This window comes from Dysgonomonas termitidis, from assembly GCF_054657735.1.
On sequence record NZ_BAAHYD010000002.1, the window covers coordinates 1,661,676 to 1,688,439 of the forward strand.

Here is a 26,764-nt window from a genome sequence, read left to right on the forward strand (position 1 = left end):
CTGTATAGTAAATCAGAATAAACTGTCCATTCTTATCTCCTTTTTACTTTCTTTATATTTTCTTATTAAAGAATCAGTTAACTTGTCTTTTGTTAAACTTATTCTATTTTCGATATACCATATCAACTGATCTTCTGATATAAACTTCATTCTCCTATATGGAGAACTGTTAAGATTTAATTTTTCTTCCAAGTCGGATATAAACGGGTGTACAATTTCATTTCGATAACTATCGATAATAGCATTACTGATTATAACCAATGAAATATCCTTATCATAATCATAATCCCGGGCGAATGCTCCGAAATTTCCCAATGCCTGATACAGATAGGATTTATCCCCTTTAAATCCTGTTGTGAAAAAGACCTCTTTCCCGTAAAAACCATTCATTTCCGCAATACTGCTATAATGGAGTACTGTTGTAAGTTGCAGGCCTTCGGGAGTCAATTTAACCGTTTCTTTTTTAGCCATGATTTATTTCGTCTAATAGTTTATATAGTTGTTCTTCCTCCAATATCTGAATGTTATAGCCCTGATCGTTTAGTTCGAAAACCTTTTCCATTTTCTTAGGCCCGGAATCTTTGCCCACAACAAATATGTTCGTTTTGGAAGAAATGCTTCCGTTGATATCCGAGCCGTAGCCCTTCAGGAGCAAGGCCAGATCGTTCCGCAAAGGATAACGGTCGAACACGCCGGAAATAACTACTTTCTTATCATAAAAAATAGTTTCCTTGTTCGTTACACAGCCTAAGTCCTGAACTTTGGCGGCAGATTCGATAACCCTTCCGGGTTCGCTAAATGTTTGCTTAGTTTTATTTTTTTTAGGCAATATGCTGTAATTGGGATTCTCCCCGTTCAGGTACCGCAGGAATATTCCGGTGCAGCATTTTGCATCAGATAAGGCATTGTGATGATTTTCCATAGGGATATCGAATGCCCGGCACAGATTTTCAAGGCTTCTGCTATACCTGTCATCAAACAGATTCATTGTACTTACCATGGAGAGGAACCGGCAGGGTGTGATGTTATAAAAATCGAATTCCTGCAGAAGTATCCGTTCATCGAACCCGTCGCTGTGATGAACGATGACCTGACGTTCAAAATACTGCTTTATTTCCGGCCACAATCCGGCGAACGTAGGAGCATTCCTGGTCATGTCCGGTGTGATCCGGTGTATCCTTTGGCAATTTACTGTTATTTCATTGCCCGGAGGCTGTATCAGGAATTCTTTTTCTTCTACTATTCTGCCGTTACGCACAACGACGAGTCCCAGTGCGCAGGCATGTTTTTGGCCATAGGCCGTCTCAAAATCTATCGCTGTAAAGTTTATGTGTTCCATAATTCCTTTGTGTTAAAACTTTTTATATAAATAATTGTTTACCAACTACTAACCCCGACACATAATGCTGCATGATAATATGTGCGCTGAGTTTATCGACCCGGCCAGAGTTTTATTTTTATACAGATGTGATCATCCAACCCCCTTTTTTGGTGCGCGAGCATCTGTATCTCTAGATACGTTTATTAATGTTTCTATTGTATCTAGTTGCTTATCTATTATTTTTTGCTTCCGGTCTAGTTCCTTTTGCTGATTTTCTATTATTTTTTTTAAAAACTGGATATCATCGTCATTTTGTTTTTCATATTTAGATGTAATATTGTAATCTATTTCATTACGATTGTCTTTTTCGGGACTATATTCCCTGAAGAAATCATAGCCAAGAACCTCAGATATTCTTACCAATAGGTCGGTATCGATACTTACTTTTTCAAAAACTGTCTTTTTTACATTTTGTCTCTGTAAACCAATGAGTTTGGCAAATGATGCACCAGACATTTTCTTGCCTTTTACTTTCAACTCAATTATCTCTCCGATATTTACATGTCTAATTTTCATACTATTAAAGTTAAATTATAGAATTATCTTGTTATTATCATTAGGTAATACTTATAATTAAAATAAATGTTAAATATCTGTGTAAATGTATTACATGTAATATATTTAATTACATTTGAGTTTTAATATTGAAATAATATAATAACCATGAGAGAAATTCTTGTAAAACATTATGTTAAAAGGGCAATAATAAATAGTCTAAACACGAATTATCCCACTGTTAGCAAGGCCCTCCGAGGCCAAACGCATACAGTTTTAGCCATGAAAATACGAGAAAAGGCTTTGGAATTTGGCGGAGTAGAAGTAAAGGATAACGACTAAATACCTACGCTATGGAAATCGATCTCTTTGCCCTCAAACAAGCCATTATAGAAGCGAGCGATGTCTCGGTTCTGGGCGTACTGAAGTATCTCTACCCGTCCTTCGATGAAGTGAAATTCGAGGAAGCGGCAAAGTTGGGAGGTAGTAAGCGCTGGCTGCGTTTCCATATCAAGGAGGGGAATATTACCCAGATACGGCATGGGGAGGCAAAGAATTCACCGATATACTACAGCCGCCGGGAAATCGCCGCGCTAAAGCAGGCGGAAGAAGAGTTTTCGAGATATAACCAGGCTCAAAAAGACGAGTTGAAAAAATCTTAATATGGCGTTAAGTTATTTAGATAGAGTAGTTAAGTTTCAAAAGTTAATCAGGCAGGAAAAACTTAAGTCCAGCGTCAGGACTGTATATATGTCTTTCCTGGACATATTTAACGAATATGGCTGGAAGAAACAGATAAGGATAACTTATAACGAAATTCAGTTTGTAGCCAATCTGTCTCTCAATTCGATAAAAAGGGCCATAATAGAATTAAAGGAGCTGGAGCTGATGGATTACCGGTCGAAACAGGGAAGTAAATATATATTTATCCATCTGGACGGGCTTATTCCCGAAGATACAAGTTATGATGACTTGGTTAAAATGAGGGCAAAATCGAAGAAAAAATACGTTGAACCCTCCGAACCAGATGATACGCCTATCCCTACCAGTAGCCCTGGCCCCAAAGGCGGCGTCATCCGCCGTCAGCCTCCATCCAACGAAACCTACTCCCCCGACGGAGATCATCCGCCCGATGACGGGTTATCCCGGAACTGGGACGACCTGAAACGAAACCTGAGCGAGCTGAATATTCCTCCGGGCGATTATCAAAAAATTGTACAACTGTCAAATTACGGACAGATCGGGCATCCGGTATGGAAAGCGTTCCACGAAATAGGCAAGAGGAAAGGCTCTAAAGATGCTGTTAAAAATCCGGGCGCATGGATTCAGTGGTATATAAATGAAAATCCACCATCTGCTACAGCTCCGGTAGCTCCTGCGCCATCACCACCGCCGGAAACACCGGAAATGCCGGAACTTCGACCGCCTGATGACGGGGTCGAGCGTGACTGGGAAGTTCTGAAAAGCCGTCTGGAGGAAATGAGATGTACCTGGCGCGGGATTCACCAGATCGCGGAACTATCCGGCTATGGAAAGACCGGCAGTCCTGTATGGGATGCATTGGAAAAAGTCCGGGATAGGAAAGACAAAGATATTCCGCCTGGCGCCTGGATAATAGAGTATCTGAATAAAAATACGTCGTAAGGCCCCCTAACCCCCGGAGTGGGGACTGGAATACAACTTATATCCTCTTTGTAGCTTCCCCCTGGGGAGGTTGGAGGGGCTGTTGTCAAAAAAAATCAATGTGATAATTTGCTAATTTATTAATTATGAATCCAAAAGAGCTTGAACATGATAAAAAATATCTGTATACGGGCGGCCCCGAGCCTATTGAAGTAACGTACCTATACGAAACGATCAACAGGTATATGTTCGATAAGAACGGTGAGAAATTTTCGCTGTCTGTCGTATCTGTGAAAATTAATATTGAAGAAATATGCCAAACCGCAAAATTGCGGTTTGACCAAACTAAATAAAAAAAACTATGACAAAAACAATTATTAAAACAGCAGCCGTAAAGGTGATGCTAAGTTACGATTACTCGCACTTCGAGGCGTCGATGTCGTTAGAGAACGAAAGCGGGCTGACCATGCAGGAGATCGACGACGCCCGGAAGAAATGCCAGCGCCTGGCAGATAAGGCCGTGGGCCAGTATAAGAAAGCTAAGAAAATGGCGGAAAACCGGAGCAATGGGGAATACAGGATGCGAAACTTTGAGGACGAATGCAAACGTATTCAGGCCAAGAATGAACAGGACCGCACGGTGGAAGAGATTGCCATTCTTAAGCAGTACGAAGACGAGAACTGGCAGGCCCAGTTTGATTATGACTACGATTACGACGATGATGATGACTATGGACTTTGAAGAATTTATCCGTAAAATGACCAAGTCTGCCAAAGACAGTAATATTCACATGATGGCCTTTGTGTCGGATGGAAGAAGGACCGTATTTGTCACCTTGGGGAATAAGCGTATCATCACGGAGGCTACTGCCATGGCTATGGCAGAGCACCCGGAAGCCTGGATCACAATCAGGGATGCAGTGGATCTTATCGAATCCCGGAACATGAAAGTCACGGAGATCAATACCGAAGACGAAGCTAACGATTACCTGATAGACCTGCATTTGAATAATAAACATCTGAACGATAGCGAGGAAGGCTTATGAAAACATATGAAGTCCAACTATTTTTTACTATTTGCATATTTGCCGGCATAGCCGCAGCGCTCGGATGGTGTACAAAGGAGGTCGCGTTACTGATAGTAATTATCCAGCTACTGGTATTGATTGTGACATTGTTATCACGCATATATACGGCTATTAATAACCACACCGCAAATTTGCGGAATGGTAAATAAACAAAATTATGAGGAAATATTTTATTGAGTTAATACTCTATGTAGGGAAAAACAATCTGGAAGAAAGACTTCAGACCGAGTTCCAAAAGCTGGAACATGTTGTTATCCCAGAAGATAAAATCACTAGTGAGATTAATTTCAGATATGCAAAAGTTTTATCCGATTATCATCGTAATAAAGGTAAGGCTAAAGCTGCCTTTGAAAAAAACACAATTGGGGACAATATTAGGTTCTCTATTGGAAAAAGCATACTGATCGATTTGATTCCAATAAAGAATGAATTGTGATATTAACCACTACGCAAATCTGCGGTGTGACAAAAACGAACAAAAACAATATGGGAAAAATAGTAAACAACATCGCCCTGGTACCCGTGGAACAGGAGACTAACAGCCGCCAGTTCCGCACCAATCCCGACGGGCTATTCAACGCCTCGTCTTTGGCCAGGGAATATAAAAAAGATGTCTACGGCTATATCCGCAGCCAGAAAGTAAAGGACTTTGTCCTCGGTGTCAGCGTCGAGTATGGTCTGGATCCGGCACACGAATTCACCGACAAAGGGAATATCGTGCGGATTATCTCCGGAGGGACCGCTCCCGGTACCTGGATGCACCTCGATATCTTTATTAAGTTCCTTGGCTGGCTGGACCCGAAGCTCGAACGCGACTTCCTGAAGAGCGCCTTCGCGGCGAACCGGAAGCCAGACGATCCTCTCCAGCGTCAACTGGCCGAAACGGAAGCCGGCATAAAAACGCTCCGGAAGAAACTCTCACGCAATCCTCTCTATAAAGATCTTCTCCGGAAAGAAAAGGAGGCGGCAACTATGCAGAAGGAGATCGACAAAGGCCAGAAATCCTGGCGAAAAAACTTATTGAAACAGTTACAAGTTACTGCGCCCTCCGGGCAGTTACAAGTTACAAGAAAAAGTAACTCGTAACCTGTAACTCGTAACTAAAAAGTATTGGATAACCCAAACCGCAGAATTGCGGACTGAAAAAAAGGAGGAAAAATGGGATTAGATACGACACATGAATGCTGGCACGGGCCATATAGCTCGTTCAACGACTTTAGAACAAAGCTTTGTTTACTTATCGGTTTGGATATAAATCAGTTTTGCGGATACAATGATAATGCCCCAGGTTGTGTATTGATGTCCCGGCATACAATTCCGCATGATATTTATCCGCTAATAAATCATTCCGATTGTGACGGGGTATTATTCCCCTATGAAGCTGAATCAGTAGTAGACGGATTGAATGACATACTGGAAAAACATCCCGGATTAAAGGATGACGATCCATATTTTTATGACAAAGTCATTCAGTTCAGGGATGGTTGTATTGAAGCGGTTAATAAAGATGAAACCATAGAATTTAAATAACAATGGAAAACGAAGAATTGGAAAAGAAAATAAATGATTTGGAAAAGAGGGTACAGCTTGACCATTTCCTTGTAACGGCATTAGGTATTTTCACCGTAGTACGTGTCGTTGTTGATATTATTGGCGAATTTATACAAGCTTATTTAAAATAAAATCCCAGACCGCAAATTTGCGGTTTGGCTAAAAAACAAATAAAAATCATGGAAACAAAAGAATTTGAAGGTATAGACATTCCGGAACAAATCACCGACCCGGAAGAACGGGAAGTGTTCGCACTGCTCAAAAAGGCCCAGAATTTAATGGATAAAAAGCACGTGGGCTATGCGTTACTGGTCTTATTCGATGAATCGAAAATAGCCATATCATTTCAAGGTGATTGTCAGAACTGCTTAGAGCGTATAATTAGAAAAGTCCTTCAGATAGACAATAAGTTTATATCTATCGTTATTAAAGCCCTTAGTATGTATTTTTTTGATAAAGCGCATAACTCTACGGATAATACCGATTCAGACGATGCAAAAGTACAAGAACTGATCCGCCATGCCTTCAAGAACGATCCAGCAGGTAATTGACGCGGCCAAATCCGGCGAAGCAGTCTCTCCGGACGAATGCCGGGAGGCTATGCTGGCTTTGCATTCGATGCTATCCTATTCGCGCATGGTACTGGAGGTTATCGCCGACAGTGCAGGCAACGCAGAAAACCTGTATGTCACAACAAATGCTCTCATCAGTGTCGATCTGGTACGCCGCGAACGTGAAAGATGGATGAATACCGTGCCGGCGGAATACTTGGGATACATTGAAGCTATGTGGAAAAAGCAGGAAAAATTTAAATCGAATAAACCGATATGAAAAAGCCTAACCTATCCTATAATAACTATTTTCCGTTCTATACCCGGAATATCTTCGGGGATAAAAAGTATTGCTACAGCATTAAAACGACTATACATATCTCCCGCGAACGGGGTATTCTTATATCCTTGGAGTATGAGCTGAAGAAACTGAAGAAGATTTCCATAAAAAGGATAGAGGACCGGAATAAGCTATATAACGCGATGGACAAGGACACCCATATCACATATATCGATTTTGCAAAAGACGTAAATACAGCCTACCGGTATATCTCCGGAGCTCTCAGGATCCTGACCCCGGAGCCGGCTTACCGAAAAACGTTCATAGGCCTCTCCAGTTATTTTAAATTCAATCCGGAGATGGAACTGGAGATCGATCACTGGCAAAGGGAAATAAATCTGCATTACGGCAAGTTCGAATATAAGATAGTAGACGGGAAGAAAGTAAAGGAGAGTAAAGAACGCGTCGATGACGGCTCGGAAGAAACTGCTATGATGAAACGTATAGATACATTTTTGCGTGTCTACGAAGACCATAAGACATACCAGGAGATTGATAACGATTATTTCAACAAGCAACTGGATGACGAATGGGATTATATCGTGGAGTATTTTGAAGCTCCGAAGTATATACGGAAAAATGAGTACAGGGTATGAAAGGTAAAAAATTATACACGGGTGATATCCCATGCTCCGGATGTGGGAGATTAACAAAGGAGTGCAGGAGATATTACAGGGAATCGATTTGTTTCGATTGTGAAAACGACCTGCGGAAATACCATGAAATAAAACGCCGGACAAAAGAACAAAAGGACACCTATGCTCAATTCTCAGTCATAAATAGCGAATTCGTATATCTTAGCGATGATCCTGATTATGCAAATTTAATCAGCGCCTTAAGATTCCTGTTTGAACTACTGGATACACCTGCCCAGGAGATTCCGGATGAAAGTCCGATTGCTAAAGTACAACATGGGAAATACTGGAACAATTCATTTTCAATAATGAGAAGGATTAATGGCTATGGGAACTCAATACAGTATCCCTTTGTTATCCGGGAAGATATTGCCCTGGCATTAGACGCCCTATTGACCTGTATAGAAGAGTATTCAAAGAAAACATATCAAGCCGGGAAAAAAGATGGAGCTAACCTTTTAAAAAGATTAGGTACCCAGGAGATTACAACCTTTGAATTTTTAGAAAAAGTAAAAAAATAAAACAACATGAAAAAAGTAACCACCTACGGACCCCAAGACCTGACGCATGGCAAATGCACATGCTGCGGGGAAACTTCCTCCGAGATCGTGATCGGGGAGGGTATGTGCGCCGACTGCGTACAGATGATAGATTTTGAAATGATGTTAATGATGGAGGACGGCAAGTATGAACAGGATTAAATTAGATGACATCCTGTCACAGGCCATTATAAAGATGTGCGACCATAACCCCGGCGCCATGGAGGCATTGGCGTACCTGTACCCCGATACAATGAATATCGATCCGGAGAGTCCAAGCAAATGGTTCTATATCTTACTTCTGGATGTATACGGTATATATGGCACGGATATATATGTCCTTTACAGTGATATTTGCGGCAAGGACCTGGCTAAAATGATAGCGGTACTGAAAGCCTCCTGCCATGCGCTTATAGGTATCGACGTTATAAAAGACGCGTGTTCCCGGCAGGACTATTCCGGGCGTGCAATGATACCTGTAGACGAACTGTATAAAAAAGTACGGGATTTATGCCCGAAATTCAACAATAAAAATGATCCACAATGAAATACAAAAAACCTGAATACTTAGCCGGAAGCACAAAAGCCACACCGCAAAATTGCGAAATGGTGACGCCTGTAACCTTTACCAAGGTAGCGCCCAGGCATGAGAGGTCCTGCATCTACAATCCACAGCGTCGTACACTGGAAGACATCGAGAGCGATATCGCCGAAGTGGAAGCCCGGATAGCCAAGGGCATAGATATTGGTCCGGAGTGGAACAAAGTTATGAACCGCTATAATAGTCTGCAGGTAGAATTTAACAATGTATCTGCAGCTAATAATGAAGACTCGGACAGAAAGAAGTACAAAGGGAAAGGACGAGATTGAGATAATGTGCCAATATTTTCAGTTAACAGTTAGCAGTAAACAGTAAAAAAAATAGCCGATATGCCAATAAATGAAAATACCACACCGCAAAATTGCGGAATGAGTACACAACAGGAACCTGAAGCCGGGATATGCAAAGTTTGCGGCTGTACCGATGACCACGCCTGCTATGATCCGGACTACGGTCCATGCTGGTGGGTGGATGAATCATATACTCTATGTTCACATTGTGCCGGCCCGGAAGATCCGGAAAGCCTGGCAGCATTACGATTAATGGATAGTGAAAATGAAGAAGATTAACTTAGAAGTAACCCTCGATGCCACGGCAGCCCAGCTGCAGGAGATTGGCATTACCATACCCGATTTTTGCGGGCAAAAGATGCGAGCCTGGGATTTTAATACGATAACACCCATCGGGCCATGTGCCATGGTATTTTTTTACTATAGCGAAAATGATTATTTTGAAATCCCGATGCGTTATATCCGGTTTGTCGACCTTACAATCGAGGAAGCAAACTTTATTTATCCGGATGCATTGGAACCCAATATAACCATAATTCCCGGCCTTTCCATTGACCGGTATATCTACAATCTGGAACAGAAATATCTACTGACAGGACCTTCCAGAGTGATTTATTATGAAGTAAATCTATCGGACATGAAGCTCCGGGCGATCCTCTCCGAGACGGCGCACCGGTATCGGCTGATAGAAAACTTTGTTCAGGATCTTCGGGCTATAGGTCTCAAACCCGTATGCGACGAAGAGGGTATCAGGCTGGAATATGACTTTAAAGACAGCCTGCAGGTATGTGTTAATAAGCTATTGAACTCATACGTCGGCTTCTGGCGGAGCATAGCGATCATGGTAGGCCATGACCGTGAAAACCGGATAGCCCGGTATTACATAAAATACAATCTGATCACCGGCAAGGACCTGACATATGACGAGCTGATAGCAGCTGTGGAGTATGTGCAAAAGGGGATGTAATGAGCAAACCGCAAATTTGCGGTGTGAGATTAAAAAAAGACAAGTAAAAGTATTGCAGAAAAAAAAATAATAATTACATTTGAAAATCTAAATAGTTATAAATAATAAGAATAGGATATAACTTAACCAAATTACAGACATGAATAAAGCATCAGGATCAACAGTATTTCCCACTATTGAGAAGTATAAGGAAGCTGTAAAGTATTTTGCTGAATTTCGTAAGAAAGAAGTAATACATAACCTAGGAGATGAACACGCCGGAATTATATTCACCAATCTGTTTGAGCAGAGTAACGGTCAACTAAGAATTGTAGCAGGTAGTTTAACAAGCCGGATATCACAGACAGATGAATATCTGTCCGCTTTGAAAGGATTCTTATCGAAAAAAGATACAAAACTGTATATAATGCTTGATTCGATTATGGATCATTCTGGTAATAAAAATAACAGCGAGCTGGATAATTTTAAATCATCGAGACTAAGTGAATTGTTAAAAGGCTTTCAGAATAAAGTTGAGATAATCTTATCTTCGAAACGTTTTTATATAAAGATAGATGACAAACCTAAGCCGATCCATTTTGCCGTCGGAGATGATTCGATGTATAGGTTGGAGACAGATATAAAGCAAAGGCAGGCAGAATGTTGCTTTAATGATTCTACGTTTGCGAAGATACTCTCAGATTCCTTTGATGAATTATATAAAGAGATGTCGTCCGACAAGTCAAAAATTGTTTCTTTGGCTAACTAAACCTTTTACACTTTGACACAAGAATACATAATTGCGCCTATTTTGGTGCTTACTCAGTTGTCCATAGCCTTAAATATAGTGTGTATTGCTGTATATAACAAGGCAAATTTTTTCATTGAAATTATAGAAGAGACAGTATTATGTACTAAAACTGATATTGATAATGAAATAAAAGATGCCGAAAATAAAATTATTAAAAATCATTGTTATATAGAAGGTTTGGATGATAGTAGAAAAAATGAAAGTATTGTTGAAGAGATGTTAAATAGTTGTGACACAGTTCAGCAAATATATTCGAACGAAAATATTAAAAATCTTTGGCAGGAAATCGAATCAAAATGCAAACCGCATTGTTTACCGGGATTATTTGCTTATTGTACAATGTATGCCATGATATTTATGCTATTCCTATTGTTTTTGGAGTGTCCGTGGGTACAGTCTGCGTTAAGGTATTTTGTTTTGTTATCGGTATTGCCAATAATTATATTTGTAGCTATTAAAGCTTATATAGACAGAGTTTTGTATTGCGAGATCGAAAAAATAAAAAATCACGATGAATCCAAAAGGGATAAAAAAATCAAGAGAAAGCAATTGATAAAATCCTTATATGTAATAAATGCATTCTGCGCAATATCAGCTATTTTGGTAGTATCTCTATTATTACCTCTTCTGGAAGAAAAGTTTGTAATATTTTATGTATCCGATAAATTTGTTTTGCTTTTAGCCACGTTTATCGCATATTTTTCTTTTGTGATATACATTGTTGTATATTATTTATATTCACAGAGAAGAAAGACGAAGATAAATGAATTTTTTGAAGAAGGAAGGAATAAAATAACAGAAATGGAAACAGATTATAACGCTATGGTTCGAATTTTCAGAGGTAATATAAAACGTGAGAGTATTACTGCTAAATGAAATCGAAATATTATATATTTGGCCCTGCGTGAAAATCATGCAGGGCTTTTTTTTATTATCTTTTTATGTGATATTTAAATCGCTATTTTTATATTTGTACAAGTGTAATTTGTGTTAGAAATATATGAAACGATTGTTTTTAGATCCAGCCTGTCGCGATGACAGGCTTTTCTATTACACCTCTGCAATTTGAGCGGGATATCCGTTAATAAACATTATCGAATCAAATATTCCGGCATCCGGGCTTACAGAAGTGATGACATCGTTTGGAGTGAAAGTCAATACCATGGTTGTTGCATTCCAATCTACATAGTATTCTTTATCTGTGTCCGCGTAAAGAAAGTTAAAGCTCGCTGCCCATCCGTTTTGGTAATCCCATATAACTGCATCTCCACCACCATAGTCAATTAGAGATATTTGACCGATTGTGGTAATACCATTACCCTCTATCCAATCTTGTGAAGACGCTGTTACTTTTAATGCATTATTTTGAATGTTTATTACATCTACTGAAGTCCCTCCCGGTATTTCAATGCTTTGGTTAATATCTCTGTTAAAAGTAGCTTCATTTATAGGAGTTTGTGGCGCAATTTGAGATGCCGGAATTCCTACAAATGTATCGGGAACTACCGGTTTAAAATATTCAATTTTATAATCGACCATGCCTCCTTCCCCTGAATAATACAGGATGTTTGATACCTGCAGGAAGCAAACGTTGCTGTCATAATTCTGTATTATATGCTTGCGCATCCAGATTCTGTAAACTACTCTCTTTGCTCCGTTATCAGGGATTTCCTCCTGGGTAATGTAGAGGTTTCCGCTTTCGAAATTGCCAGTGGCCGTATTTATTGTTATCCCGGATGGGTTTGGGTTCCACTGTCCTGTATTTACTACTACATTTGCAATACATTGATAGTTGTTGATATCTGCCGCCCTGTTTGATATAATTATATCAAATTTGAACATATCGCTATACCAAAAGCTGTTTTCAGGACGTAGGTCGGACGTTATCTTAGCTACACAGTAGTAGCGGTCTACGGATGCATCCTGGTATGTATCGTTTACGCGGCCATTGGGCATCTCCACGCTTGGAGTCTGCCATCCGGGTGCGCTGCCGCCTCCGGCAGATGTAAGCACCTGCCCTGTTGCGCCTCCTGTAATTACAGAGAACAGATATTTCAGATTATTACGGACCTGCTGAATCTTTGTCCAGATATTCCCGCTTTCAGTATCTGGTATATCGGGTGTGCCGTCTTCGTCTGTCAGTGTGCCTGTAACGGCTTCCGTTATCGCGTCTTCCAGTTCCTGTTCGTCGACATAGTCCGTATTCTCACTGTAGAGCGTCCATGTGCTGGAAGTGCCGGCTACACGCTGGTATACGTTATTCTCCGAAGTAACCCGGCATAGCCATGTTACATCCTGCTCAGTACCTGTTATTACAGGCAGATCGGCTAAAGTGGGTACAGCCGGTTTCCATCGCTGGGAGGCCGTAACAGTAGCATTCACCTGCCCTACTGTCGCGGCGTCGTTGTCACCTGTTCCGTCGGCGACGTTTGTAATACGACGTTTCAGCGTAGCATTTCCAATAGATACTATATTATTAGAGGTAGCGGTAATACTGGAATCCTTACCAAGGACTACACAGCCGCTAACGGTGCCCGATGTTATCCTTGCATTATCACCTATGCATATATTACTGTTCCCGGCATGAGTACTGGCATTATTCCCTATGGCAATCGAATAAGGCCCGGCAGTACTGGAACCGGCTCCGGCTCTTACAGAAGTATCTCCTTTCCACGCCGTAAATACCGGGTCTATTTCCGTATCCGGTATATATACTGCATACTGGAATGTAAGTATATTTTCGAATGTATCGGGTGATATCTCGCTACGAAGCCACGCATACACCGATGGGTTTCCGTTGCCTCCTAGCGGGTTTTCATCTGCATGGACGCGCGTCCATGTCTTATCGGCTGGTTTTTCAGCAAGCGAAGCATCATAGGCCAGTAGGTCGGCATAGGTAGGAAAATCCACCCCCAGCCAGTTGCCCTGCATGGCAGCAAGGGCTTGCAGGCTAGCTGTCAGCCCCGTAATAGCGGAGATCGGATGCTGATCGGCCGCATCGCGATTGGTTAATAATGTATGATCCGTTACCCCCCCGCCGCCCTGTACTTCAAAAAAGTCTGCAAATTCAGCCTCTATGTTATCCGCCGTGATGGGCGTGCCGTTCATCGTGACGCCTTTCGAAAAAGACTCACTGATACATACAGTATCCGGTGGATAGAGCAATACCCTCGCACTGTCATATCTATAAGAAACCGCGTTCTTAGCGACTACAAAAAGCGTACTCCCGTTTCTTTCCGCTTTTATTGAATTGTTGTCTGTTGTAATTATCAGCATATCATTTACTTTTAATTAAAAATTTATTTTACTTTTACATTATGTTTTTTGAGGCAGATATTATCTGCCATGTAATGTTAGTGTTTAAATTCAGGGCATGACCGTGAGGTTTGTGCCCTATTTTTTTTATTTCTTTAATCCGTTAAATATTTGTACTTTTACCCCCAATGAGATTAATTAAATAAATTATTTAATTAATGTGTTTAAGGTTATAAGTAAAGGCTTTGTCGGGAGACAGGGCCTTTCTTGCATTATGCCCCGTTCTGAAACAACTGGAAATACGCAGTCGCTACCGCGCTGTCCGTTATTACCGAGAACGGTGCGAATCTTGGCCCGCCACTATTGGCATCTACCGTAATATGCACATCCGTTACCGTGACGCCATACGCATCTCCTCCTGAGGTGATATCCGCGTGCGCCCATGCCGGCAGGTCATAAATACTCCAGCGTGCGTTCGACGTAACACGTAATGTGAATGTATCCCCTGCTCCGGGCGATTGATGGGCCGCCGGATCAAGTGTGACATAATCCTCAGTTACCACGGCTTGTATATCCATCGTATAATTATCCATGTCTGTATTCACGATCGGAATTGCCATCTCCATGGAGCCGATCCCGTTCGCATCGGTAATGATTGTGCCCACGAGTACACCGGCGGACAAAATATTCACCTGTCTGTTTGCAGGCACAGGCGTTATATTGGCTACCCACACCGTACAGGTCACCGCGTCGGGCTTTGGCTCCAGTGACGAATAGGAAATCGCCTGCCGTTCCGATTTCCCGGAATGGACATTGAACGGTCCTACTTCTTCGATCAGCTCGCTGTCGTGCCGGTTCACCTTTATATCACGCAATAGCAGTTGTCCGGAAGTAATTTCCGGATTAGCCGCCAGCGTCATATTTATATTCGCTATATAAACTGTGCCGCCTGCTTCCTGGGTGACTGTATGCGTCGCCTTGGCCAGACCGTCGATAGTTTGCACAACGATAATGCCCGTGCGTTCATGCCCGGTATTCTTGTACACGGCAATATGTATCGTTCCGTTGCCGTTTCCGGCCAGTGTGTCCGGCCAGATCCATTCAGGCCATTCCGCCATTACCCACGCTTCATCACAGAAGACTTGTATAGGGAAAGACGTATCTTCGCTTTCTTCGGATGTCACAAATACGCCTTTTATATTCTCCAGTTCCGGTTCTTCGTAATCCGAGCTGCTGACATTTACGCTGTTGATATCCTCAATCTCCGGATCTTCAGCGACCGCGCCGGTGATATTTACGCTGCTAACGCTGTCCCCTGATATATCTGTCCCGTAAGGAGGGAGGCCGTTATCGAAATCTGCCATATTTTTAAATGAAAAGCTAAAAGTGATAAGTGATAAATATTTTTAGTTTTTCACTTATCATTTTTCGTTTATTACATCGGATTTACAGTTGTTACCGGCAGCCGTACCTGCATATATGCGCCGGACATATAGATATTGTCAGGACATAGTATTCCGGATTCGGCTAATATCAGGTTATAATACTCCGGATGCCCGGACGTGATATACCTGCCGTCGGCGCCCCGTGCCATCTCGTGCGCCAGTGCGTGATTGTCTTTCATCAGACAGCGGGGATCTTCGGGTAATGTATCGCACCATTCCGGCTTTTGCTTGTTCTGCCAGAAATCGGCGTCGATGGCTTCCGCCGCTATATCGAAATCCTGATTCCAGACACGGCGAAGATGTACGGTACCGGTAACGCTTCCAACAGCCGCCCCACCTGCCGGTACAAGGAACGAATCACCTACATAGTAATTGACGCCTCCGACTGTCACATAATCGGTCGTATTACCTTGGTCCGTGTCGTGTTCCACGATATACCAGTAGTTTGCGGCCAGGTTTCCGGAGGTGATAATATCTTCCGGTATCTTGCTTACTATTCGCACCTGGATGGACTGGTAGTTCAGTATATCGTTTACCTTATACACTACCGGGTTTCCGGAAGCGACTGTAAATGCCGTTACACCGGCCACGCCTTTGAAAATATTATTCCTGGCGCTCAGGGCTGAATTGTAAGCCGTGCCGTTATAGGTTACAGATGCGCTATTTGTGTCGGATGAACGTACCATATAGATCTCACCCGCTTCTATGCTTCCGCTTGCCACTGCCTGCCCGGCGTCACACAGCAGGTTCGGGATGCTGTCTATCAATACACCGAACCTGGAAGGCAGGTCGTTCGGGATATCTATGTTCGTCAGCTTCTTTTTGCCGCCCAGCCATATTATTTTGGAGTCGATAAAGAAGTTTTGGCGCTGGGTGATATCGACAGTTTCGTCTACGGAGAGCGAGTCATCGGCGATGTCCAGTTCCGGGCTATGCGGGTTAGCCGGCGCAAAGCTGGCGGGAATATTATTGCTTGCCGTGATTGGTATCTTAGTACCTCTGGCAGCAGAATAGCCGAATAAAATAAACCTTGGTATTTCGAACAGGTTAATCTCTGATCCCGCCCAGGTAATACCCTCGAAAATTTGATTTTTGGTAAAAATCCAGCGCCCCAATGGCAATGTGATGCCGTAGTCGGTAATATCCGGGGGAACTATCAGCCCGGCAGCCGTACACCTGTTTACAAAGTCTGTCCTTAAATCTTCAGCGGTTGTGCCGGTCAGCGGGGTATAGCCGGTTTCCGTGCCTATGCGGAAATTGCAGTTGTCGAACGCATAGTAATTGTTTTTGTAGCTGTCGAGCGATGCCTGTGTGATAATCAGGTTGCATTTTTCCCATGTATGCAGATTACCGGCCATTGAGCCTATGGTAGAAGAAATGCCGGCAAAGGAATTATTATTCTGGTAAGTGACTGTCGTATTATTGATGGGAAATAAGGCATAGCTAAGGGATGACCTCACTGTAAAAGCCTTATTAGATGTTGTATTGGATAGTATGGTGATGATTTTACACTTTTCGATGGTAATGCCAACTGCCGAGTTGAATATAAGATTATCTAATGTCATATCCTTGAAATACCACCCTAGCACTGATCCGTTTTGGGTTACAGTTCCGATTAATGTTGTCCCGTTGATGCCGGAACCTATAATTTCCATATACCCTGAAGCGCCGGTTTCAATTATATTATATCTATGTATTCCCTGACTCAGTATCATTACTCCGGGATTTCCGGAAATAGTGGGCGAAGCGGGATTAGCAGGATTTCTCCTTGTGCCGTCTCCTGCTATAGCAAGAGGCGAGTAATACTTTGTTGCCGAATTATTTGAGACATCCACGCCAAAAATATCCGTGTACTTATCTTTGAAATTATATCGTAGCATCTTTGTCTTGTTTTAAAGTAACTATTACCCGACCATTTTCAAACACTTCTACAAAGCAGTTATCAAATTCAGCATTGTTAGTCTGCATAGTAGTTATTACATTGCCTTTTACATCCTTAGTTTCGATAATTCGCACAGTCTGGTACATCTGCCGGAACTCTTTCGGCTGTTTGTCGAAGAATACATTGTCATCTATCTCCAATGTCTGGTTGTCTTTTGTTACCTGGTAGATCATGTTTTTTTAGTTATAAGTTATTAATTAAAAGTTACGAGTTACATTTTTAGTTACGAGTTATAGGTTACGAGTAATATTTTTCTTGTAACTTGTAACTGCCCGGAGGGCGCAGTAACTCGTAACTGCTAACTGTTTACTGAATTACGTTTCCTTCCGCGTCCCACATCGACGCCACCGGTATCACCTGTATTCTAGCCGGGAATGAGTCTATCGGCGGCAGGGCAAAGCGTTCGTCGGTAAGCTCGGTAATCGTAAGCGGGATGCTCGTAGGCTCGGTGATCCGTTCGCGATACCTGAAGGCGTCTGTCGTCACCCGGCACCGGAACTCCTGCCCGTTTGGCCGGATAAAATATACTTCCTCGCTTTTTATCATATCGAGTATGAAAGGCATCTCATGCCGTAGCCGGTGGCCTGTCTCCACTTCGATCTTGTCCCTGGACGATGTACGTGTTTTGCGTTCTTCAAAAAAGTCGTAGTCGTTCATCACGTTGTACAGGTCTTCCTCGCCGAACTCGGAAGATCGGGAGGCGCGGGTAGTGACCTCGATCACTTCATATGCTCCCAGCGAGTTCAGGAAGCGCAGCCTGTATTTTTCTTCCGCCAGCTTTCCGGGAGTGATTACAAAGCTGAAGGCGAGGTTTCCGGATGCATATACTTTTATCACATCCGGGATCTCGCCATACTGTTCATCGAATGCCGCGCGCAGGGCCTCTATATCCATCACGCAGACAGGGCCGAATCCTGCTGTGTTTACATCGATAGCATTCCCGGATGGAGATACGAAACTAAGCGACAACTGTCCGTTCAGGAAGACAAAGGGATAGAGCTCCGTATCCCGGAGGCGTACCTCGCTGTCATGTGTCCTGGTGGTGAACAGGAACTGGCGGCGCTGCGAACTCAGACGGTAAGAAAATATGTCATATCCGTTATCCGCCAGGCGCGCGAACACTTTGTTACTGATGCCGCCCCGGAAGGCATTGCCCGTAAACTCGTAGCTGTCGCCGATCCTGACGGTATAGGGAATAATAAAGCCGTCGAGAGACGCTACGATATCTCCTGAAGGAATAACCAGGGGAGTATCCGGTGGATTCAGGTAGCCGGAGAGTTCCATCTTCACCCGGTATATGCCTTCATCCTGGTACGGGAAGTAAGATGAAAAATAGCTACGCCCGTTAACGATGGTTTCCACAACGACAACAGCATCGCTGTCGCTCTCCAGCTCGAAGACAACGGGATTGCCGGCGAAGACATTGGGGCGGGGTATTTTGGTGATAGTGATCATATCAGTGAACAGTTAGCAGTAAACAGTTAGCAGTAAGTGAAAAGTGTAAAGTGAAGAGTGAAAAATATATTTAAACTAAAAGTGAAAAATATTTTTCGTTCTTCACTCTTCGTTTTTCATTCTTCACTTAAAAATGTTCTTCACTTTTAGTTTTTCACTTTTTTTTGTATTCTATATATCCGAAAATAACGACTATCAGCACGAATGCTCCGGCGAACCAGCCCCATTCACTGCCCTGTACGGGTCGCGAATCGGTGAATTCTTTGAGCTGCTGTGTCTCCAGTTTCTTCAGCTTTATCTTCCTCGTACTGTCGGCCTTATTCTCGCTTACGTGTACAGCAGATGATCCTGTATCGCTAACAGCCATGCTAGTTCGCTCAGATTCCCGCCCTGATTCCTGTACTTTGCGTATAGTACCGTCAGGCCGGTACCAGGTTGTTCGAATATATTGTCTTTCGGAGGCGATATCCGATGTACTGTCGCGGCGATGGGTTTGTGAGGCCGCGCTGTCTTTCTGTACTGATGATGCTGTTGAAGCGCTTTCTGTATCTGTTTGTACAAAGCTATCAAGGTTCCGGTTACTCCGGCAGAAAGTAAAAACGATGGAAAGTAGAATAAGAACAGCATATTTCATATGTTTTAATTTGAATATTTGTAATCATTCAGCCTGTTGATCCAGCCCTTGTAAAATACCATTTGTGTAGGATCACGCTTTACCAGATCGTCAATAAAAACTTTCCGGGCTTGGAATATTTTTGTGAATAATCCGGCCTGATCCGGATAGCTATTCAGTGCGGCCAGTGTCTTAGGCCCTACGATACCATCGGCTGTTACACCCAGTATCCGTTGCGGGATTTTGACGCCATGAATACCGGAACCCCACACCCAGTCTACCAGGATATTCGCTATCGACTGGTTGTTTATCTGGTCGGCTTTCCACTTGTTCCAGTAATATTTCCGGAGTACGTCCACCACGTCCTGGCGGGTGATCAGCTTCAGGTCATCGGCGTCGATATCGCCGTCGCCGTCCTTGTCATAGCCCACCTGTTTCCATGTCGCCAGGGTGACGTCCATATTCGTTTTACCACCTTTGTCGTTCTTATGGTCGGCCCATCCGCCTGCCCATTTAAATATAACCGGGATCAGTAATTCAATTTTTGCCATGTTTTTAAGTTATGAGTTATAAGTGAAAAGTTATGAGTTGTTTAAAAATTCAATGTTTAAATATTTAAATATTAAATCTTTGAATCAACTTGCTGTTGACTGCTAACTGTTGACTGTTTATTGTTTTCGGCCTTACGTCCGTTGTATCTAATACTCGTAAGAGTGACACTGATAAAGATAGCCCCCCAACAGAAGGCAATGCTTAATAAAATATAAATTATCTTTTCCATTTTATTTTAGTTTTATAATTCTTCTTCTTTTTTATTTACATCATTATTCGCTTCTATACTTACCTGATTGCCGATATTGATCTTCAGGCGTTCATAAGTAGACATTAGCTGAAAAATAATACTCTGTGCGGCACCGCAGGCTACAACGATTATCGTTGCAGTCTCCCTGATCCGTTCGCCGTCGACAATAACACACCAGGCGGCCAGTATTCCCCAGAAAACAGTAACGATCCACCGGCGGCTCCGGAACTTGACCCAAAACTTGCCGACAAAGAATGTAGAGAGCAGGAAACAGGCCAGACAAATCAGGCCTACTGCTATTTCACTGTGATTTAAATTTAATTGTTGCATGACTTTTTTGTTTCAAAAGTCAGGATTTGGGAGGGAAAGGTAAAGGACAAAAAAAAGTGAAAAACTAAAAGTGAAAAACTAAAAATGAAGAATGAAGAATAAACAGTTACAAGTTACTGCGCCCTCCGGGCAGTTACGAGTTACAAGTAAACGAGATACGAGATACAAGATACAAGTTGTTTACTGCTAACTGTTTACTGTTTACTGTTAACTGCTAACTGTCCAGATACAACTTAATTGTCCTGAATACAGCTTCGCTCACCATTACCTTATCGTCCCGGTCGATGGAGAATGCCAGCTTCTCCGGAAGTAAAGGCTGGTTATCGAACATATAAATATTGTCGAAACGGAAATTCATCACATCCTGTATGCCGAGACGCAGCGGAAGTTTTACCTCATTGAACGAATCGCGGATAACGGCGGCGTATTTGGTCCAGAATTTTTGGTACAGGCCGTTGGTGCCTCCGAATATCAGATCGAAGCCTCCGGGATACGGAAGCCCTTCATCAGCCATGCTGTACCCGTGTATATTCCCGTACACGCATTTATATGCATATTGCGCTTCGTAATTAGATGAACGCCCGCGATAAAAGGCTGTCATAATAGGGCATTTCATCGTATCCTTATTACTTTCTACTACTTTGTCGTCATCTGTTCCGGCGCCGTTCAACGCCTTGAGTGTCGTATTCATATGCCGGCGCTTACCGATGTACAGCATATAGTAATTAGTACCTATATGAAGCATAGTATCGATACGGAAATAGCGCACAAATACCGTCAGGAAAGCTATATGCTCGCGCTTGCTGTCCCTGGTGTCGTAATCATCGTTTACGGAATCTTCCTTATCCTTGTATTCATCGAACAGGTATTGCGAATCGTATTTCCATTCCGTCTGCCCGGCCTCATTGACCGACTTTTGCCAGATCTGCCCTACTTCCTGCATAAAATAATATCCCTCAGGGCCGGATACGGGAGGATACGGCGTATTTATCAAAGGTCCTTTATTCGCTTCGAATTTTTCCAGCGTATCAAAGCTTACATCAGAATATTCTATGGAACGGTTATTTGTGAGCTTTATCATTTTCGAATCGGAAAGGTTGATCTCCGGTATGTCGCTGATCTTATCGTCGAGCGGTATATAATCCTTATTGTCGAGTATATCGTTCCAGAACTTTACATCCACATACTTATAATCGGGACTGATAAAAAACTCACAACCGTAATCGGTACGCGCCGACTGCAGGTAGTCGCTGATCTTCACCGACGGCACCAGTTGCGAATATTTCAACTGTGAATGTACAATTGAATCCGCAGTATTATTCAGCACGGCTATTTTCTTCATTTCCGGATCTGTATCGAATATGGATTCGCGCAGCTCATAGCCGAAATATGCGAAAATACGGCGCAATACATACGATTGCTTCAGGAACGGGCTAATGGCATAACCTTTCGGGGCGTCTATGAATTTGCTGCCCTCGTAATATTTGCGGGGGATGCGTCCGCAGAGCTTGAAGTAAGGCTTGCCGTTCATATCCGTATCCATATCGCCGGCTACAGGATACAGAGCTGAATATTGTTCGTTCAATACCTGATAGAACGTATAGTTCGTAGTACCTTCGGAATTTGTGATATCCTGGTCGAAATGATCCGTCGCTACCGGGAACAGGTAAAAATCATCCTCTATATTACCTACCATCACCAGCTCCATGTACTTGATCATCATGTCCAGGTCGCTGGTGAATGTCCCTGAAACATGGAAGTCCGAAGCCGGGCGCGTGATATCGAAGGCCTGCGACATCTCCGTTTCTTTCATCCGGGCATACATGGGCGATTCGTCCAGATAGACGGCTCCTTCTATCTCCCTGCTGCCTGATCCGATGCGCAGCAGTCCCTGTTTTTGCCATACGCCGGCCTCGACCAGCGCGTCGCGGGTACGCTTGTATTTATACAAAGAAGTGATATCCACGTCTCCCAGGCTGCGCACATTTGTAGGCGTGCGCGGCAGGGTCAGGGGCAGCGACATCGAGGCCTGCTCCTTCAGCATCGGGTTATTCAGCGTAACGCTTAGCTTTGTATTCGGTTTCATATCTAATACGGCGCCGGTATCTTTTAGTCGGATGTGCATGTTTTTTAGTTGAAAGTTGGCAATTGAAAGTTGAAAGTGAAATTTTACTGTTTACTGATGACTGCTAACTGTTAACTGATTAGTATTTCGTGCCGAAACTTTCGTAATCGGTCATTTTTTGCTTTGTATCCATCAGCTCCTGGTAGTTTATTTCGGCCTTCAGGCGGTTGTTTTTTATGAAGTCGTATATCTCCATCAGGATGTCTCGGTTGCCGGGTACGGTTGCTGTCGATGAAGCCCCCTGTCCCCCGCGGGAAGATTGGCCAGGCTCAGACCGGGCTATAAAACCTCCCGTATCTAATCCGGCCATGCGGGCGCGTATCAGGCGGTTCATATCCACGGTGGACACGGTGCCGGCACGCTGTTCGGCGTCGATAAGGTCAATGATGGGGCGGATGGTCGGGTTTTTATAAGCAGCGTTGCTGGCTACCCATTCACGGCTTTGCCCGGCAGGACCTTCGCCGACCAATACAGTAGGCTTATCCACAAACCCGCGCTTATCAGGATCGTAGAGCGCCTTATATTTCTTGCCGGCGTCGGTTTCGGCCTCGACAAAGTAACCGCCTTCCTCTTTAGGCGTGGAAAGTACACGCTCGTATTTCGTATTGCTGTCGGAGTTACTGTTTCCCAAGGTCATATTTTTTACTTTCTGGCGTTCGGCATTGGCGGAGATCAACTGTGCTGCTCCGGTAGCCGCCAGCATTACAGCTGCCACAGTGCCGGCGATAGGCCCGAGCTGGGCATAGCCTGTCATAATAGCCACAGCCGTATTCGCGATAATCTCCGAGGCTTTTACGGCAAACTGCACATCGGCATATTTTTTCTCAATGTCGAGCTTTTTCTGCGCCTTTTCGTTTTCGAGCCGTTCGGTTTCTTCCTTATTGCCTTTAGCCGCTTCGATGCGCACGTCGTATTCGGCGTCGAGCTTGGCGGTTTCGGCTTCCATCAGGGCGGAGACAAGATTAGAACTTTTTTCGTTCCAATGCTGTTGCTCTTCTACATATTTAGACGCATATTCCATTCTCAGCCTGAACTTGGCTTCTTCGAATTCTTCTTCGGAGAGTAATTTTTGTTCGTGCTGTAGTTTCAGATTCTCCAGCTCGCTGTTGTACAGTTCGCCGACAGAGGCTAATCCATACTGCTCCCTGACAGCGAGTCGCTCGTCTTCGTATTTTTTATTGAGTTGGGTAAGCAGCTTCTGATAGGTTTCATAATCTATCAGGTCAGCCGCCAGTAAATCCTGAAGGCCGCGCTGTTCACGGGATTTATCTTCAGCTACGGTAGTTAAACCATACCCGGATCGCACATCATAGTTTTTATCACGGTCGGAGCGCTGCAAGGCCCTGCGTTTGGCTTCGGCATCAGCTTCAACTTTTAGCGTATCCGCGTTTGCTTTCTTAACGGCCTCGGCCTTGATACGTCCGTTTTGTAGTTCCAGGGCTTCTACATCCATGCCGTACTTTTGCAGGATGGCCAGACGGGTTTCGGTTTCGGCGATATCGATCAGCTCCAGTTCCCGGGCCCTTTGCTCTTCACCGAGGTTACGCTCTTCCAGGGCTTTCTTTTCACCGTCTACCCATGCCTGAAGTATCTGCAGGGAAATATCACGGCCATGTTCGGCTTCGGCCAGCTTATTGGCGTCGAACTGGGGGAGAAGTTCGAATTGCGAGTTACGCGTATCGGCCTGCATCTTCCCGATATCGGCCAGGAATTTTTCATCTTTCACCTTGAACTCGTCCAGAAAATTGCCTATAAGCTGCATCCTGTCGGCATAGTATTTATAGTCGCTTTTCAGGGTTTCATATTTCAATTCTTCATCCGTCTGGTTGTTTTCGAAGGCGTATTTCTTCAGGGCAAGTATTTCGTCTTTATGCGCGTTTTCGAGATTTTCGAGGCGGGTAGCCAGTTCTTTTTTCTGTTTTTGCAATTCCTTTTTATCTTCATCGTCTCCGGTACCGCCTCCTGTTTTTTTTACTTCTTCTTCACTTATGGGTGTAATATATTCCAGTTTGCTGTTTTTTGTAAATTCGGTAAGAGATTTAAAATCTTCTTTGACGGATTTCAAATAATCCTTATACGCATTTTTGTTACGAACAGCAGCTTCTACAACAGCTTCATTTACCTTAACTATATTTCCGGATAACGCTGCCTCTATAGTCTTCCCTAGCAATATAGCCTGGCCTATTCCAAAATCAAAAGCCAGCTTCATATTATTATATAGCAATTTGAATCCAAAGGCAACCCCACCTACGGATATCCTGAGCAGTTCAGATCCATTGTACGCAGTGACAAAATGATTGTACAGATCTATCAGCTTATTCATTATATCGGGCAGCTGCCGTTCGGCGAACCGTGTTACCCAGTCCGCTATTTTACCCGATACCTGACTCCATAGTTTATTTATCCATAAAAATTGATTCCCTACTTTGAGCTGTGCATTCTCCCACTTCACAGTTGCTTTGGTTGCCATATCAGCTGCAGTAAGCGCCCGTGGTCCTTGTTTTTCGAGTTCCTTGTTAACCAGAGCGATCACACCTTTGGCAAAGGATCCTTCTTTTGCCATCGCCCGGCTTATCTCTACCGAAGAAAAACCAAGGTCATCCAGTACCAGTTTCGACTGGCGGCCTATACCGTCGATAATCCTCCTCTGGAAATCGTCTACTTCCTTGCCCATATCGATAGCCCGGCGGGCCGCAAAATCAAGCAGGTTGCCGACTTCCGAAACAGGAATTTTGTATTTATCAGCCTTGACTGCCGCCTGCATCAGGGTGAAATCGTTAATAAGCCCCCGGGTTTGCTCGCGCAGCTTGTCCAGCAGTTTTGTATCGCCCAGGCCACGGAAAGCACGGATGACGCCTTCGGCCTTGGATGCCACTTCTATCGACGTGCCTATCCATTCACGGGCTTTATTGATAAGGTCGGTAAAGAAACGGATAACCTGATAGACCATCATCAGTAGGAAAACTTTACCTATCGTTTTGCCGGCTTCCTGCGCTGCTTTTCCCAACTGGCCGAAGCGGGTTTTTATTATATCGCCTCCGGCGGCTACTTTCTTTTGCTGGGCTTCGACCAGTTGAAGCTGTTTATTGTATCTATTCCATTCAGCCAGGTTTAGCGATTTGGATATATTGGCCAGCCGGAAGCGCAGGTATTCGGCGCTGGCAGACAATTGGTTCATCGTCATATCCGTAATTTTGATTGTACGGATAAACTTTTCGCCCGGCATGGACATTTTTATCATCTGCGTCTCCACCTGGTTCAGCATGGCCGATGCCTTGGCATACGCGGCAGGCGTCATTTCTTTATTCATATTGGCCAGCCTGTTCCTGAGCCTGTCGGCAGCGGCAGCCAGTTGGTCCATACTCTTGCCTTCGAGGCTTATGTATTTACCCATAGCCTCGGATTTCACTATCAGTTTTTGTTTTTGGGTTTCGACCTCGAGAAGCTGGTACCGGTATTTTTCCCACTTCGCCGGATCGAGCGCCTGTGACGTGCTGGCAAGTTTACCCTGTAGGTATTCAGCGCGATTCGAAAGTTGAATTACGGTCATATCCGTAACCTTCATCGTGCGGTTCAGGGCTTCGCTCGTATTTTGCAGGGTATTGATAGTGGTGTTATTCTTGTTTATCTGTGTAGTATTATTATCGATATGCTGGGTTAACCTCTGTATATTCTGGGATAACTGCTTAGCCCTGTCGCTGGCGCCCTGTGCCTGTTCACGGAGTAGTTTCAGTTCCGCGTTATACTGCTTAATCAGCCTTTCGTCTTCCTTGATTTCCTGCTGCAGCTCTTTATTCTCATCCTTCAGCCCGCGGATACCCGCTTTGGCATCTTTTGCCTCCAGTTCTATCTCCTTGACACCCTTGGCCAACTTATCGAGGTCGATAGTCGCTTTGTCTACGCCTTCGCTTTTGATGACTAGCGTTACTAAATCTTTTGTTATCAT

34 protein-coding genes are annotated in these 26,764 nt (G+C 43.6%); 21 read left to right on the top strand and 13 right to left on the bottom strand.

The genetic code is table 11. From position 1 onward, the window contains the following. Nucleotides 1–12: 12 nt before the first annotated feature. The 3 genes from ACYQ3L_RS10830 to ACYQ3L_RS10840 form a co-directional block, all read right to left on the bottom strand. Complete coding sequence (locus tag ACYQ3L_RS10830) at nucleotides 13–471, bottom strand: hypothetical protein (protein ID WP_379995981.1); 459 nt, start codon at nucleotides 469–471, stop codon at nucleotides 13–15. Beyond that, nucleotides 464–1,339 (bottom strand): exonuclease domain-containing protein, encoded by an 876-nt coding sequence (locus tag ACYQ3L_RS10835; RefSeq protein WP_379995979.1) that lies wholly within the window; start codon nucleotides 1,337–1,339, stop codon nucleotides 464–466. Before ACYQ3L_RS10835 ends, ACYQ3L_RS10830 begins: the two co-directional genes overlap by 8 nt. A 132-nt stretch (nucleotides 1,340–1,471) precedes the next feature. Continuing rightward, nucleotides 1,472–1,897, bottom strand: coding sequence for a hypothetical protein (locus tag ACYQ3L_RS10840; RefSeq protein WP_379995977.1), 426 nt, complete (start codon nucleotides 1,895–1,897; stop codon nucleotides 1,472–1,474). A 332-nt stretch (nucleotides 1,898–2,229) separates the two neighbouring features. On the opposite strand from ACYQ3L_RS10840, the gene ACYQ3L_RS10845 reads away from it, so the two are divergent. The 21 genes from ACYQ3L_RS10845 to ACYQ3L_RS10945 all read left to right on the top strand — a co-directional run bounded on the left by ACYQ3L_RS10845 (nucleotide 2,230) and on the right by ACYQ3L_RS10945 (nucleotide 11,727). Next, nucleotides 2,230–2,538, top strand: a complete 309-nt coding sequence (locus ACYQ3L_RS10845; RefSeq protein ID WP_379995975.1) for a hypothetical protein — start codon at nucleotides 2,230–2,232, stop codon at nucleotides 2,536–2,538. A gap of 1 nt (nucleotide 2,539) precedes the next feature. Next, nucleotides 2,540–3,520, top strand: coding sequence for a hypothetical protein (locus tag ACYQ3L_RS10850; RefSeq protein WP_379995973.1), 981 nt, complete (start codon nucleotides 2,540–2,542; stop codon nucleotides 3,518–3,520). A 125-nt stretch (nucleotides 3,521–3,645) separates the two neighbouring features. Beyond that, nucleotides 3,646–3,852: a hypothetical protein gene (locus ACYQ3L_RS10855; protein ID WP_379995971.1), complete on the top strand. Its 207-nt coding sequence runs from the start codon at nucleotides 3,646–3,648 to the stop codon at nucleotides 3,850–3,852. Nucleotides 3,853–3,860: 8 nt separating this feature from the next. Further along, nucleotides 3,861–4,241: a hypothetical protein gene (locus ACYQ3L_RS10860; RefSeq protein ID WP_379995969.1), complete on the top strand. Its 381-nt coding sequence runs from the start codon at nucleotides 3,861–3,863 to the stop codon at nucleotides 4,239–4,241. Continuing rightward, nucleotides 4,201–4,545 carry a hypothetical protein gene (locus ACYQ3L_RS10865; protein ID WP_379995967.1) on the top strand — a complete coding sequence of 115 codons (345 nt, stop codon included), beginning with the start codon at nucleotides 4,201–4,203 and terminating at the stop codon, nucleotides 4,543–4,545. Before ACYQ3L_RS10860 ends, ACYQ3L_RS10865 begins: the two co-directional genes overlap by 41 nt. Next, on the top strand, nucleotides 4,542–4,736 hold the full coding sequence (locus ACYQ3L_RS10870) for a hypothetical protein (RefSeq protein WP_379995965.1): 195 nt from the start codon (nucleotides 4,542–4,544) through the stop codon (nucleotides 4,734–4,736). Before ACYQ3L_RS10865 ends, ACYQ3L_RS10870 begins: the two co-directional genes overlap by 4 nt. Before the next feature lie 8 nt (nucleotides 4,737–4,744). Further along, nucleotides 4,745–5,023: a hypothetical protein gene (locus tag ACYQ3L_RS10875; RefSeq protein WP_379995962.1), complete on the top strand. Its 279-nt coding sequence runs from the start codon at nucleotides 4,745–4,747 to the stop codon at nucleotides 5,021–5,023. Then, nucleotides 5,020–5,673 carry a KilA-N domain-containing protein gene (locus ACYQ3L_RS10880; protein ID WP_379995960.1) on the top strand — a complete coding sequence of 218 codons (654 nt, stop codon included), beginning with the start codon at nucleotides 5,020–5,022 and terminating at the stop codon, nucleotides 5,671–5,673. The genes ACYQ3L_RS10875 and ACYQ3L_RS10880 overlap by 4 nt, the downstream gene beginning before the upstream one ends. Nucleotides 5,674–5,745: 72 nt before the next feature. After that, nucleotides 5,746–6,117 carry a hypothetical protein gene (locus ACYQ3L_RS10885; RefSeq protein ID WP_379995958.1) on the top strand — a complete coding sequence of 124 codons (372 nt, stop codon included), beginning with the start codon at nucleotides 5,746–5,748 and terminating at the stop codon, nucleotides 6,115–6,117. Nucleotides 6,118–6,119: 2 nt separating this feature from the next. Continuing rightward, nucleotides 6,120–6,269 (top strand): hypothetical protein, encoded by a 150-nt coding sequence (locus ACYQ3L_RS10890; protein ID WP_379995955.1) that lies wholly within the window; start codon nucleotides 6,120–6,122, stop codon nucleotides 6,267–6,269. A gap of 48 nt (nucleotides 6,270–6,317) precedes the next feature. Further along, a complete protein-coding gene (locus ACYQ3L_RS10895; RefSeq protein ID WP_379995953.1) occupies nucleotides 6,318–6,689 on the top strand; it encodes a hypothetical protein in 372 nt (123 codons plus the stop codon). Then, nucleotides 6,658–6,969, top strand: a complete 312-nt coding sequence (locus tag ACYQ3L_RS10900) for a hypothetical protein (protein WP_379995950.1) — start codon at nucleotides 6,658–6,660, stop codon at nucleotides 6,967–6,969. The genes ACYQ3L_RS10895 and ACYQ3L_RS10900 overlap by 32 nt, the downstream gene beginning before the upstream one ends. After that, nucleotides 6,966–7,625: a hypothetical protein gene (locus ACYQ3L_RS10905; RefSeq protein ID WP_379995948.1), complete on the top strand. Its 660-nt coding sequence runs from the start codon at nucleotides 6,966–6,968 to the stop codon at nucleotides 7,623–7,625. Before ACYQ3L_RS10900 ends, ACYQ3L_RS10905 begins: the two co-directional genes overlap by 4 nt. Further along, nucleotides 7,622–8,185, top strand: coding sequence for a hypothetical protein (locus ACYQ3L_RS10910; protein WP_379995946.1), 564 nt, complete (start codon nucleotides 7,622–7,624; stop codon nucleotides 8,183–8,185). Before ACYQ3L_RS10905 ends, ACYQ3L_RS10910 begins: the two co-directional genes overlap by 4 nt. A gap of 6 nt (nucleotides 8,186–8,191) precedes the next feature. Further along, nucleotides 8,192–8,365, top strand: coding sequence for a hypothetical protein (locus ACYQ3L_RS10915; protein ID WP_379995944.1), 174 nt, complete (start codon nucleotides 8,192–8,194; stop codon nucleotides 8,363–8,365). Continuing rightward, nucleotides 8,352–8,750 carry a hypothetical protein gene (locus ACYQ3L_RS10920; RefSeq protein WP_379995941.1) on the top strand — a complete coding sequence of 133 codons (399 nt, stop codon included), beginning with the start codon at nucleotides 8,352–8,354 and terminating at the stop codon, nucleotides 8,748–8,750. Before ACYQ3L_RS10915 ends, ACYQ3L_RS10920 begins: the two co-directional genes overlap by 14 nt. Continuing rightward, nucleotides 8,747–9,073, top strand: a complete 327-nt coding sequence (locus ACYQ3L_RS10925) for a hypothetical protein (RefSeq protein ID WP_379995939.1) — start codon at nucleotides 8,747–8,749, stop codon at nucleotides 9,071–9,073. Before ACYQ3L_RS10920 ends, ACYQ3L_RS10925 begins: the two co-directional genes overlap by 4 nt. A gap of 60 nt (nucleotides 9,074–9,133) precedes the next feature. Next, complete coding sequence (locus ACYQ3L_RS10930) at nucleotides 9,134–9,373, top strand: hypothetical protein (RefSeq protein WP_379995934.1); 240 nt, start codon at nucleotides 9,134–9,136, stop codon at nucleotides 9,371–9,373. Beyond that, nucleotides 9,360–10,061 (top strand): hypothetical protein, encoded by a 702-nt coding sequence (locus ACYQ3L_RS10935; protein ID WP_379995931.1) that lies wholly within the window; start codon nucleotides 9,360–9,362, stop codon nucleotides 10,059–10,061. Before ACYQ3L_RS10930 ends, ACYQ3L_RS10935 begins: the two co-directional genes overlap by 14 nt. A 139-nt stretch (nucleotides 10,062–10,200) precedes the next feature. Continuing rightward, nucleotides 10,201–10,809 (top strand): hypothetical protein, encoded by a 609-nt coding sequence (locus ACYQ3L_RS10940; RefSeq protein WP_379995930.1) that lies wholly within the window; start codon nucleotides 10,201–10,203, stop codon nucleotides 10,807–10,809. Between the two features lie 12 nt (nucleotides 10,810–10,821). After that, entirely contained in the window at nucleotides 10,822–11,727 is a 906-nt protein-coding gene (locus tag ACYQ3L_RS10945) for a hypothetical protein (protein WP_379995928.1), read from the top strand. Nucleotides 11,728–11,901: 174 nt separating this feature from the next. Here ACYQ3L_RS10945 and ACYQ3L_RS10950 read toward each other — a convergent pair whose 3' ends face one another. The 10 genes from ACYQ3L_RS10950 to ACYQ3L_RS10995 form a co-directional block, all read right to left on the bottom strand. Continuing rightward, the gene (locus ACYQ3L_RS10950; RefSeq protein WP_459952403.1) at nucleotides 11,902–14,127 is read right to left on the bottom strand and encodes a hypothetical protein; all 2,226 of its coding nucleotides are present in this window, start codon (nucleotides 14,125–14,127) and stop codon (nucleotides 11,902–11,904) included. Between the two features lie 251 nt (nucleotides 14,128–14,378). Next, the gene (locus ACYQ3L_RS10955; RefSeq protein WP_379993253.1) at nucleotides 14,379–15,470 is read right to left on the bottom strand and encodes a BACON domain-containing protein; all 1,092 of its coding nucleotides are present in this window, start codon (nucleotides 15,468–15,470) and stop codon (nucleotides 14,379–14,381) included. Nucleotides 15,471–15,541: 71 nt separating this feature from the next. After that, nucleotides 15,542–17,431 carry a hypothetical protein gene (locus ACYQ3L_RS10960; protein ID WP_379993254.1) on the bottom strand — a complete coding sequence of 630 codons (1,890 nt, stop codon included), beginning with the start codon at nucleotides 17,429–17,431 and terminating at the stop codon, nucleotides 15,542–15,544. Then, nucleotides 17,418–17,666 carry a hypothetical protein gene (locus tag ACYQ3L_RS10965; protein ID WP_379993255.1) on the bottom strand — a complete coding sequence of 83 codons (249 nt, stop codon included), beginning with the start codon at nucleotides 17,664–17,666 and terminating at the stop codon, nucleotides 17,418–17,420. Before ACYQ3L_RS10965 ends, ACYQ3L_RS10960 begins: the two co-directional genes overlap by 14 nt. A gap of 133 nt (nucleotides 17,667–17,799) precedes the next feature. Further along, on the bottom strand, nucleotides 17,800–18,948 hold the full coding sequence (locus tag ACYQ3L_RS10970) for a hypothetical protein (protein WP_379993256.1): 1,149 nt from the start codon (nucleotides 18,946–18,948) through the stop codon (nucleotides 17,800–17,802). A gap of 154 nt (nucleotides 18,949–19,102) precedes the next feature. Then, complete coding sequence (locus ACYQ3L_RS10975) at nucleotides 19,103–19,582, bottom strand: hypothetical protein (protein WP_379993257.1); 480 nt, start codon at nucleotides 19,580–19,582, stop codon at nucleotides 19,103–19,105. Between the two features lie 5 nt (nucleotides 19,583–19,587). Then, entirely contained in the window at nucleotides 19,588–20,112 is a 525-nt protein-coding gene (locus ACYQ3L_RS10980; protein WP_379993258.1) for a glycoside hydrolase family 108 protein, read from the bottom strand. 242 nt (nucleotides 20,113–20,354) lie between these two features. After that, the gene (locus ACYQ3L_RS10985; RefSeq protein ID WP_379993259.1) at nucleotides 20,355–20,693 is read right to left on the bottom strand and encodes a hypothetical protein; all 339 of its coding nucleotides are present in this window, start codon (nucleotides 20,691–20,693) and stop codon (nucleotides 20,355–20,357) included. 214 nt (nucleotides 20,694–20,907) lie between these two features. Continuing rightward, nucleotides 20,908–22,818 (bottom strand): hypothetical protein, encoded by a 1,911-nt coding sequence (locus ACYQ3L_RS10990; protein WP_379993260.1) that lies wholly within the window; start codon nucleotides 22,816–22,818, stop codon nucleotides 20,908–20,910. Nucleotides 22,819–22,897: 79 nt separating this feature from the next. Beyond that, nucleotides 22,898–26,764, bottom strand: a complete 3,867-nt coding sequence (locus ACYQ3L_RS10995; RefSeq protein WP_379993261.1) for a hypothetical protein — start codon at nucleotides 26,762–26,764, stop codon at nucleotides 22,898–22,900.

Coding starts and splice junctions, on each gene's coding strand:
- ACYQ3L_RS10875 (WP_379995962.1), top strand. CDS start 4,745: ATGAGGAAATATTTTATTGAGTTAATACTCTATGTAGGGAAAAACAAT.
- ACYQ3L_RS10850 (WP_379995973.1), top strand. CDS start 2,540: ATGGCGTTAAGTTATTTAGATAGAGTAGTTAAGTTTCAAAAGTTAATC.
- ACYQ3L_RS10895 (WP_379995953.1), top strand. CDS start 6,318: ATGGAAACAAAAGAATTTGAAGGTATAGACATTCCGGAACAAATCACC.
- ACYQ3L_RS10845 (WP_379995975.1), top strand. CDS start 2,230: ATGGAAATCGATCTCTTTGCCCTCAAACAAGCCATTATAGAAGCGAGC.
- ACYQ3L_RS10830 (WP_379995981.1), bottom strand. CDS start 471: ATGGCTAAAAAAGAAACGGTTAAATTGACTCCCGAAGGCCTGCAACTT.
- ACYQ3L_RS10865 (WP_379995967.1), top strand. CDS start 4,201: ATGACTACGATTACGACGATGATGATGACTATGGACTTTGAAGAATTT.
- ACYQ3L_RS10990 (WP_379993260.1), bottom strand. CDS start 22,818: ATGCACATCCGACTAAAAGATACCGGCGCCGTATTAGATATGAAACCG.
- ACYQ3L_RS10980 (WP_379993258.1), bottom strand. CDS start 20,112: ATGGCAAAAATTGAATTACTGATCCCGGTTATATTTAAATGGGCAGGC.
- ACYQ3L_RS10925 (WP_379995939.1), top strand. CDS start 8,747: ATGAAATACAAAAAACCTGAATACTTAGCCGGAAGCACAAAAGCCACA.
- ACYQ3L_RS10940 (WP_379995930.1), top strand. CDS start 10,201: ATGAATAAAGCATCAGGATCAACAGTATTTCCCACTATTGAGAAGTAT.
- ACYQ3L_RS10905 (WP_379995948.1), top strand. CDS start 6,966: ATGAAAAAGCCTAACCTATCCTATAATAACTATTTTCCGTTCTATACC.
- ACYQ3L_RS10915 (WP_379995944.1), top strand. CDS start 8,192: ATGAAAAAAGTAACCACCTACGGACCCCAAGACCTGACGCATGGCAAA.
- ACYQ3L_RS10995 (WP_379993261.1), bottom strand. CDS start 26,764: ATGATAACAAAAGATTTAGTAACGCTAGTCATCAAAAGCGAAGGCGTA.
- ACYQ3L_RS10930 (WP_379995934.1), top strand. CDS start 9,134: ATGCCAATAAATGAAAATACCACACCGCAAAATTGCGGAATGAGTACA.
- ACYQ3L_RS10885 (WP_379995958.1), top strand. CDS start 5,746: ATGGGATTAGATACGACACATGAATGCTGGCACGGGCCATATAGCTCG.
- ACYQ3L_RS10950 (WP_459952403.1), bottom strand. CDS start 14,127: ATGCTGATAATTACAACAGACAACAATTCAATAAAAGCGGAAAGAAAC.
- ACYQ3L_RS10860 (WP_379995969.1), top strand. CDS start 3,861: ATGACAAAAACAATTATTAAAACAGCAGCCGTAAAGGTGATGCTAAGT.
- ACYQ3L_RS10970 (WP_379993256.1), bottom strand. CDS start 18,948: ATGATCACTATCACCAAAATACCCCGCCCCAATGTCTTCGCCGGCAAT.
- ACYQ3L_RS10890 (WP_379995955.1), top strand. CDS start 6,120: ATGGAAAACGAAGAATTGGAAAAGAAAATAAATGATTTGGAAAAGAGG.
- ACYQ3L_RS10900 (WP_379995950.1), top strand. CDS start 6,658: ATGCCTTCAAGAACGATCCAGCAGGTAATTGACGCGGCCAAATCCGGC.
- ACYQ3L_RS10870 (WP_379995965.1), top strand. CDS start 4,542: ATGAAAACATATGAAGTCCAACTATTTTTTACTATTTGCATATTTGCC.
- ACYQ3L_RS10985 (WP_379993259.1), bottom strand. CDS start 20,693: ATGCAACAATTAAATTTAAATCACAGTGAAATAGCAGTAGGCCTGATT.
- ACYQ3L_RS10855 (WP_379995971.1), top strand. CDS start 3,646: ATGAATCCAAAAGAGCTTGAACATGATAAAAAATATCTGTATACGGGC.
- ACYQ3L_RS10910 (WP_379995946.1), top strand. CDS start 7,622: ATGAAAGGTAAAAAATTATACACGGGTGATATCCCATGCTCCGGATGT.
- ACYQ3L_RS10975 (WP_379993257.1), bottom strand. CDS start 19,582: ATGAAATATGCTGTTCTTATTCTACTTTCCATCGTTTTTACTTTCTGC.
- ACYQ3L_RS10965 (WP_379993255.1), bottom strand. CDS start 17,666: ATGATCTACCAGGTAACAAAAGACAACCAGACATTGGAGATAGATGAC.
- ACYQ3L_RS10920 (WP_379995941.1), top strand. CDS start 8,352: ATGAACAGGATTAAATTAGATGACATCCTGTCACAGGCCATTATAAAG.
- ACYQ3L_RS10840 (WP_379995977.1), bottom strand. CDS start 1,897: ATGAAAATTAGACATGTAAATATCGGAGAGATAATTGAGTTGAAAGTA.
- ACYQ3L_RS10835 (WP_379995979.1), bottom strand. CDS start 1,339: ATGGAACACATAAACTTTACAGCGATAGATTTTGAGACGGCCTATGGC.
- ACYQ3L_RS10960 (WP_379993254.1), bottom strand. CDS start 17,431: ATGCTACGATATAATTTCAAAGATAAGTACACGGATATTTTTGGCGTG.
- ACYQ3L_RS10955 (WP_379993253.1), bottom strand. CDS start 15,470: ATGGCAGATTTCGATAACGGCCTCCCTCCTTACGGGACAGATATATCA.
- ACYQ3L_RS10935 (WP_379995931.1), top strand. CDS start 9,360: ATGAAGAAGATTAACTTAGAAGTAACCCTCGATGCCACGGCAGCCCAG.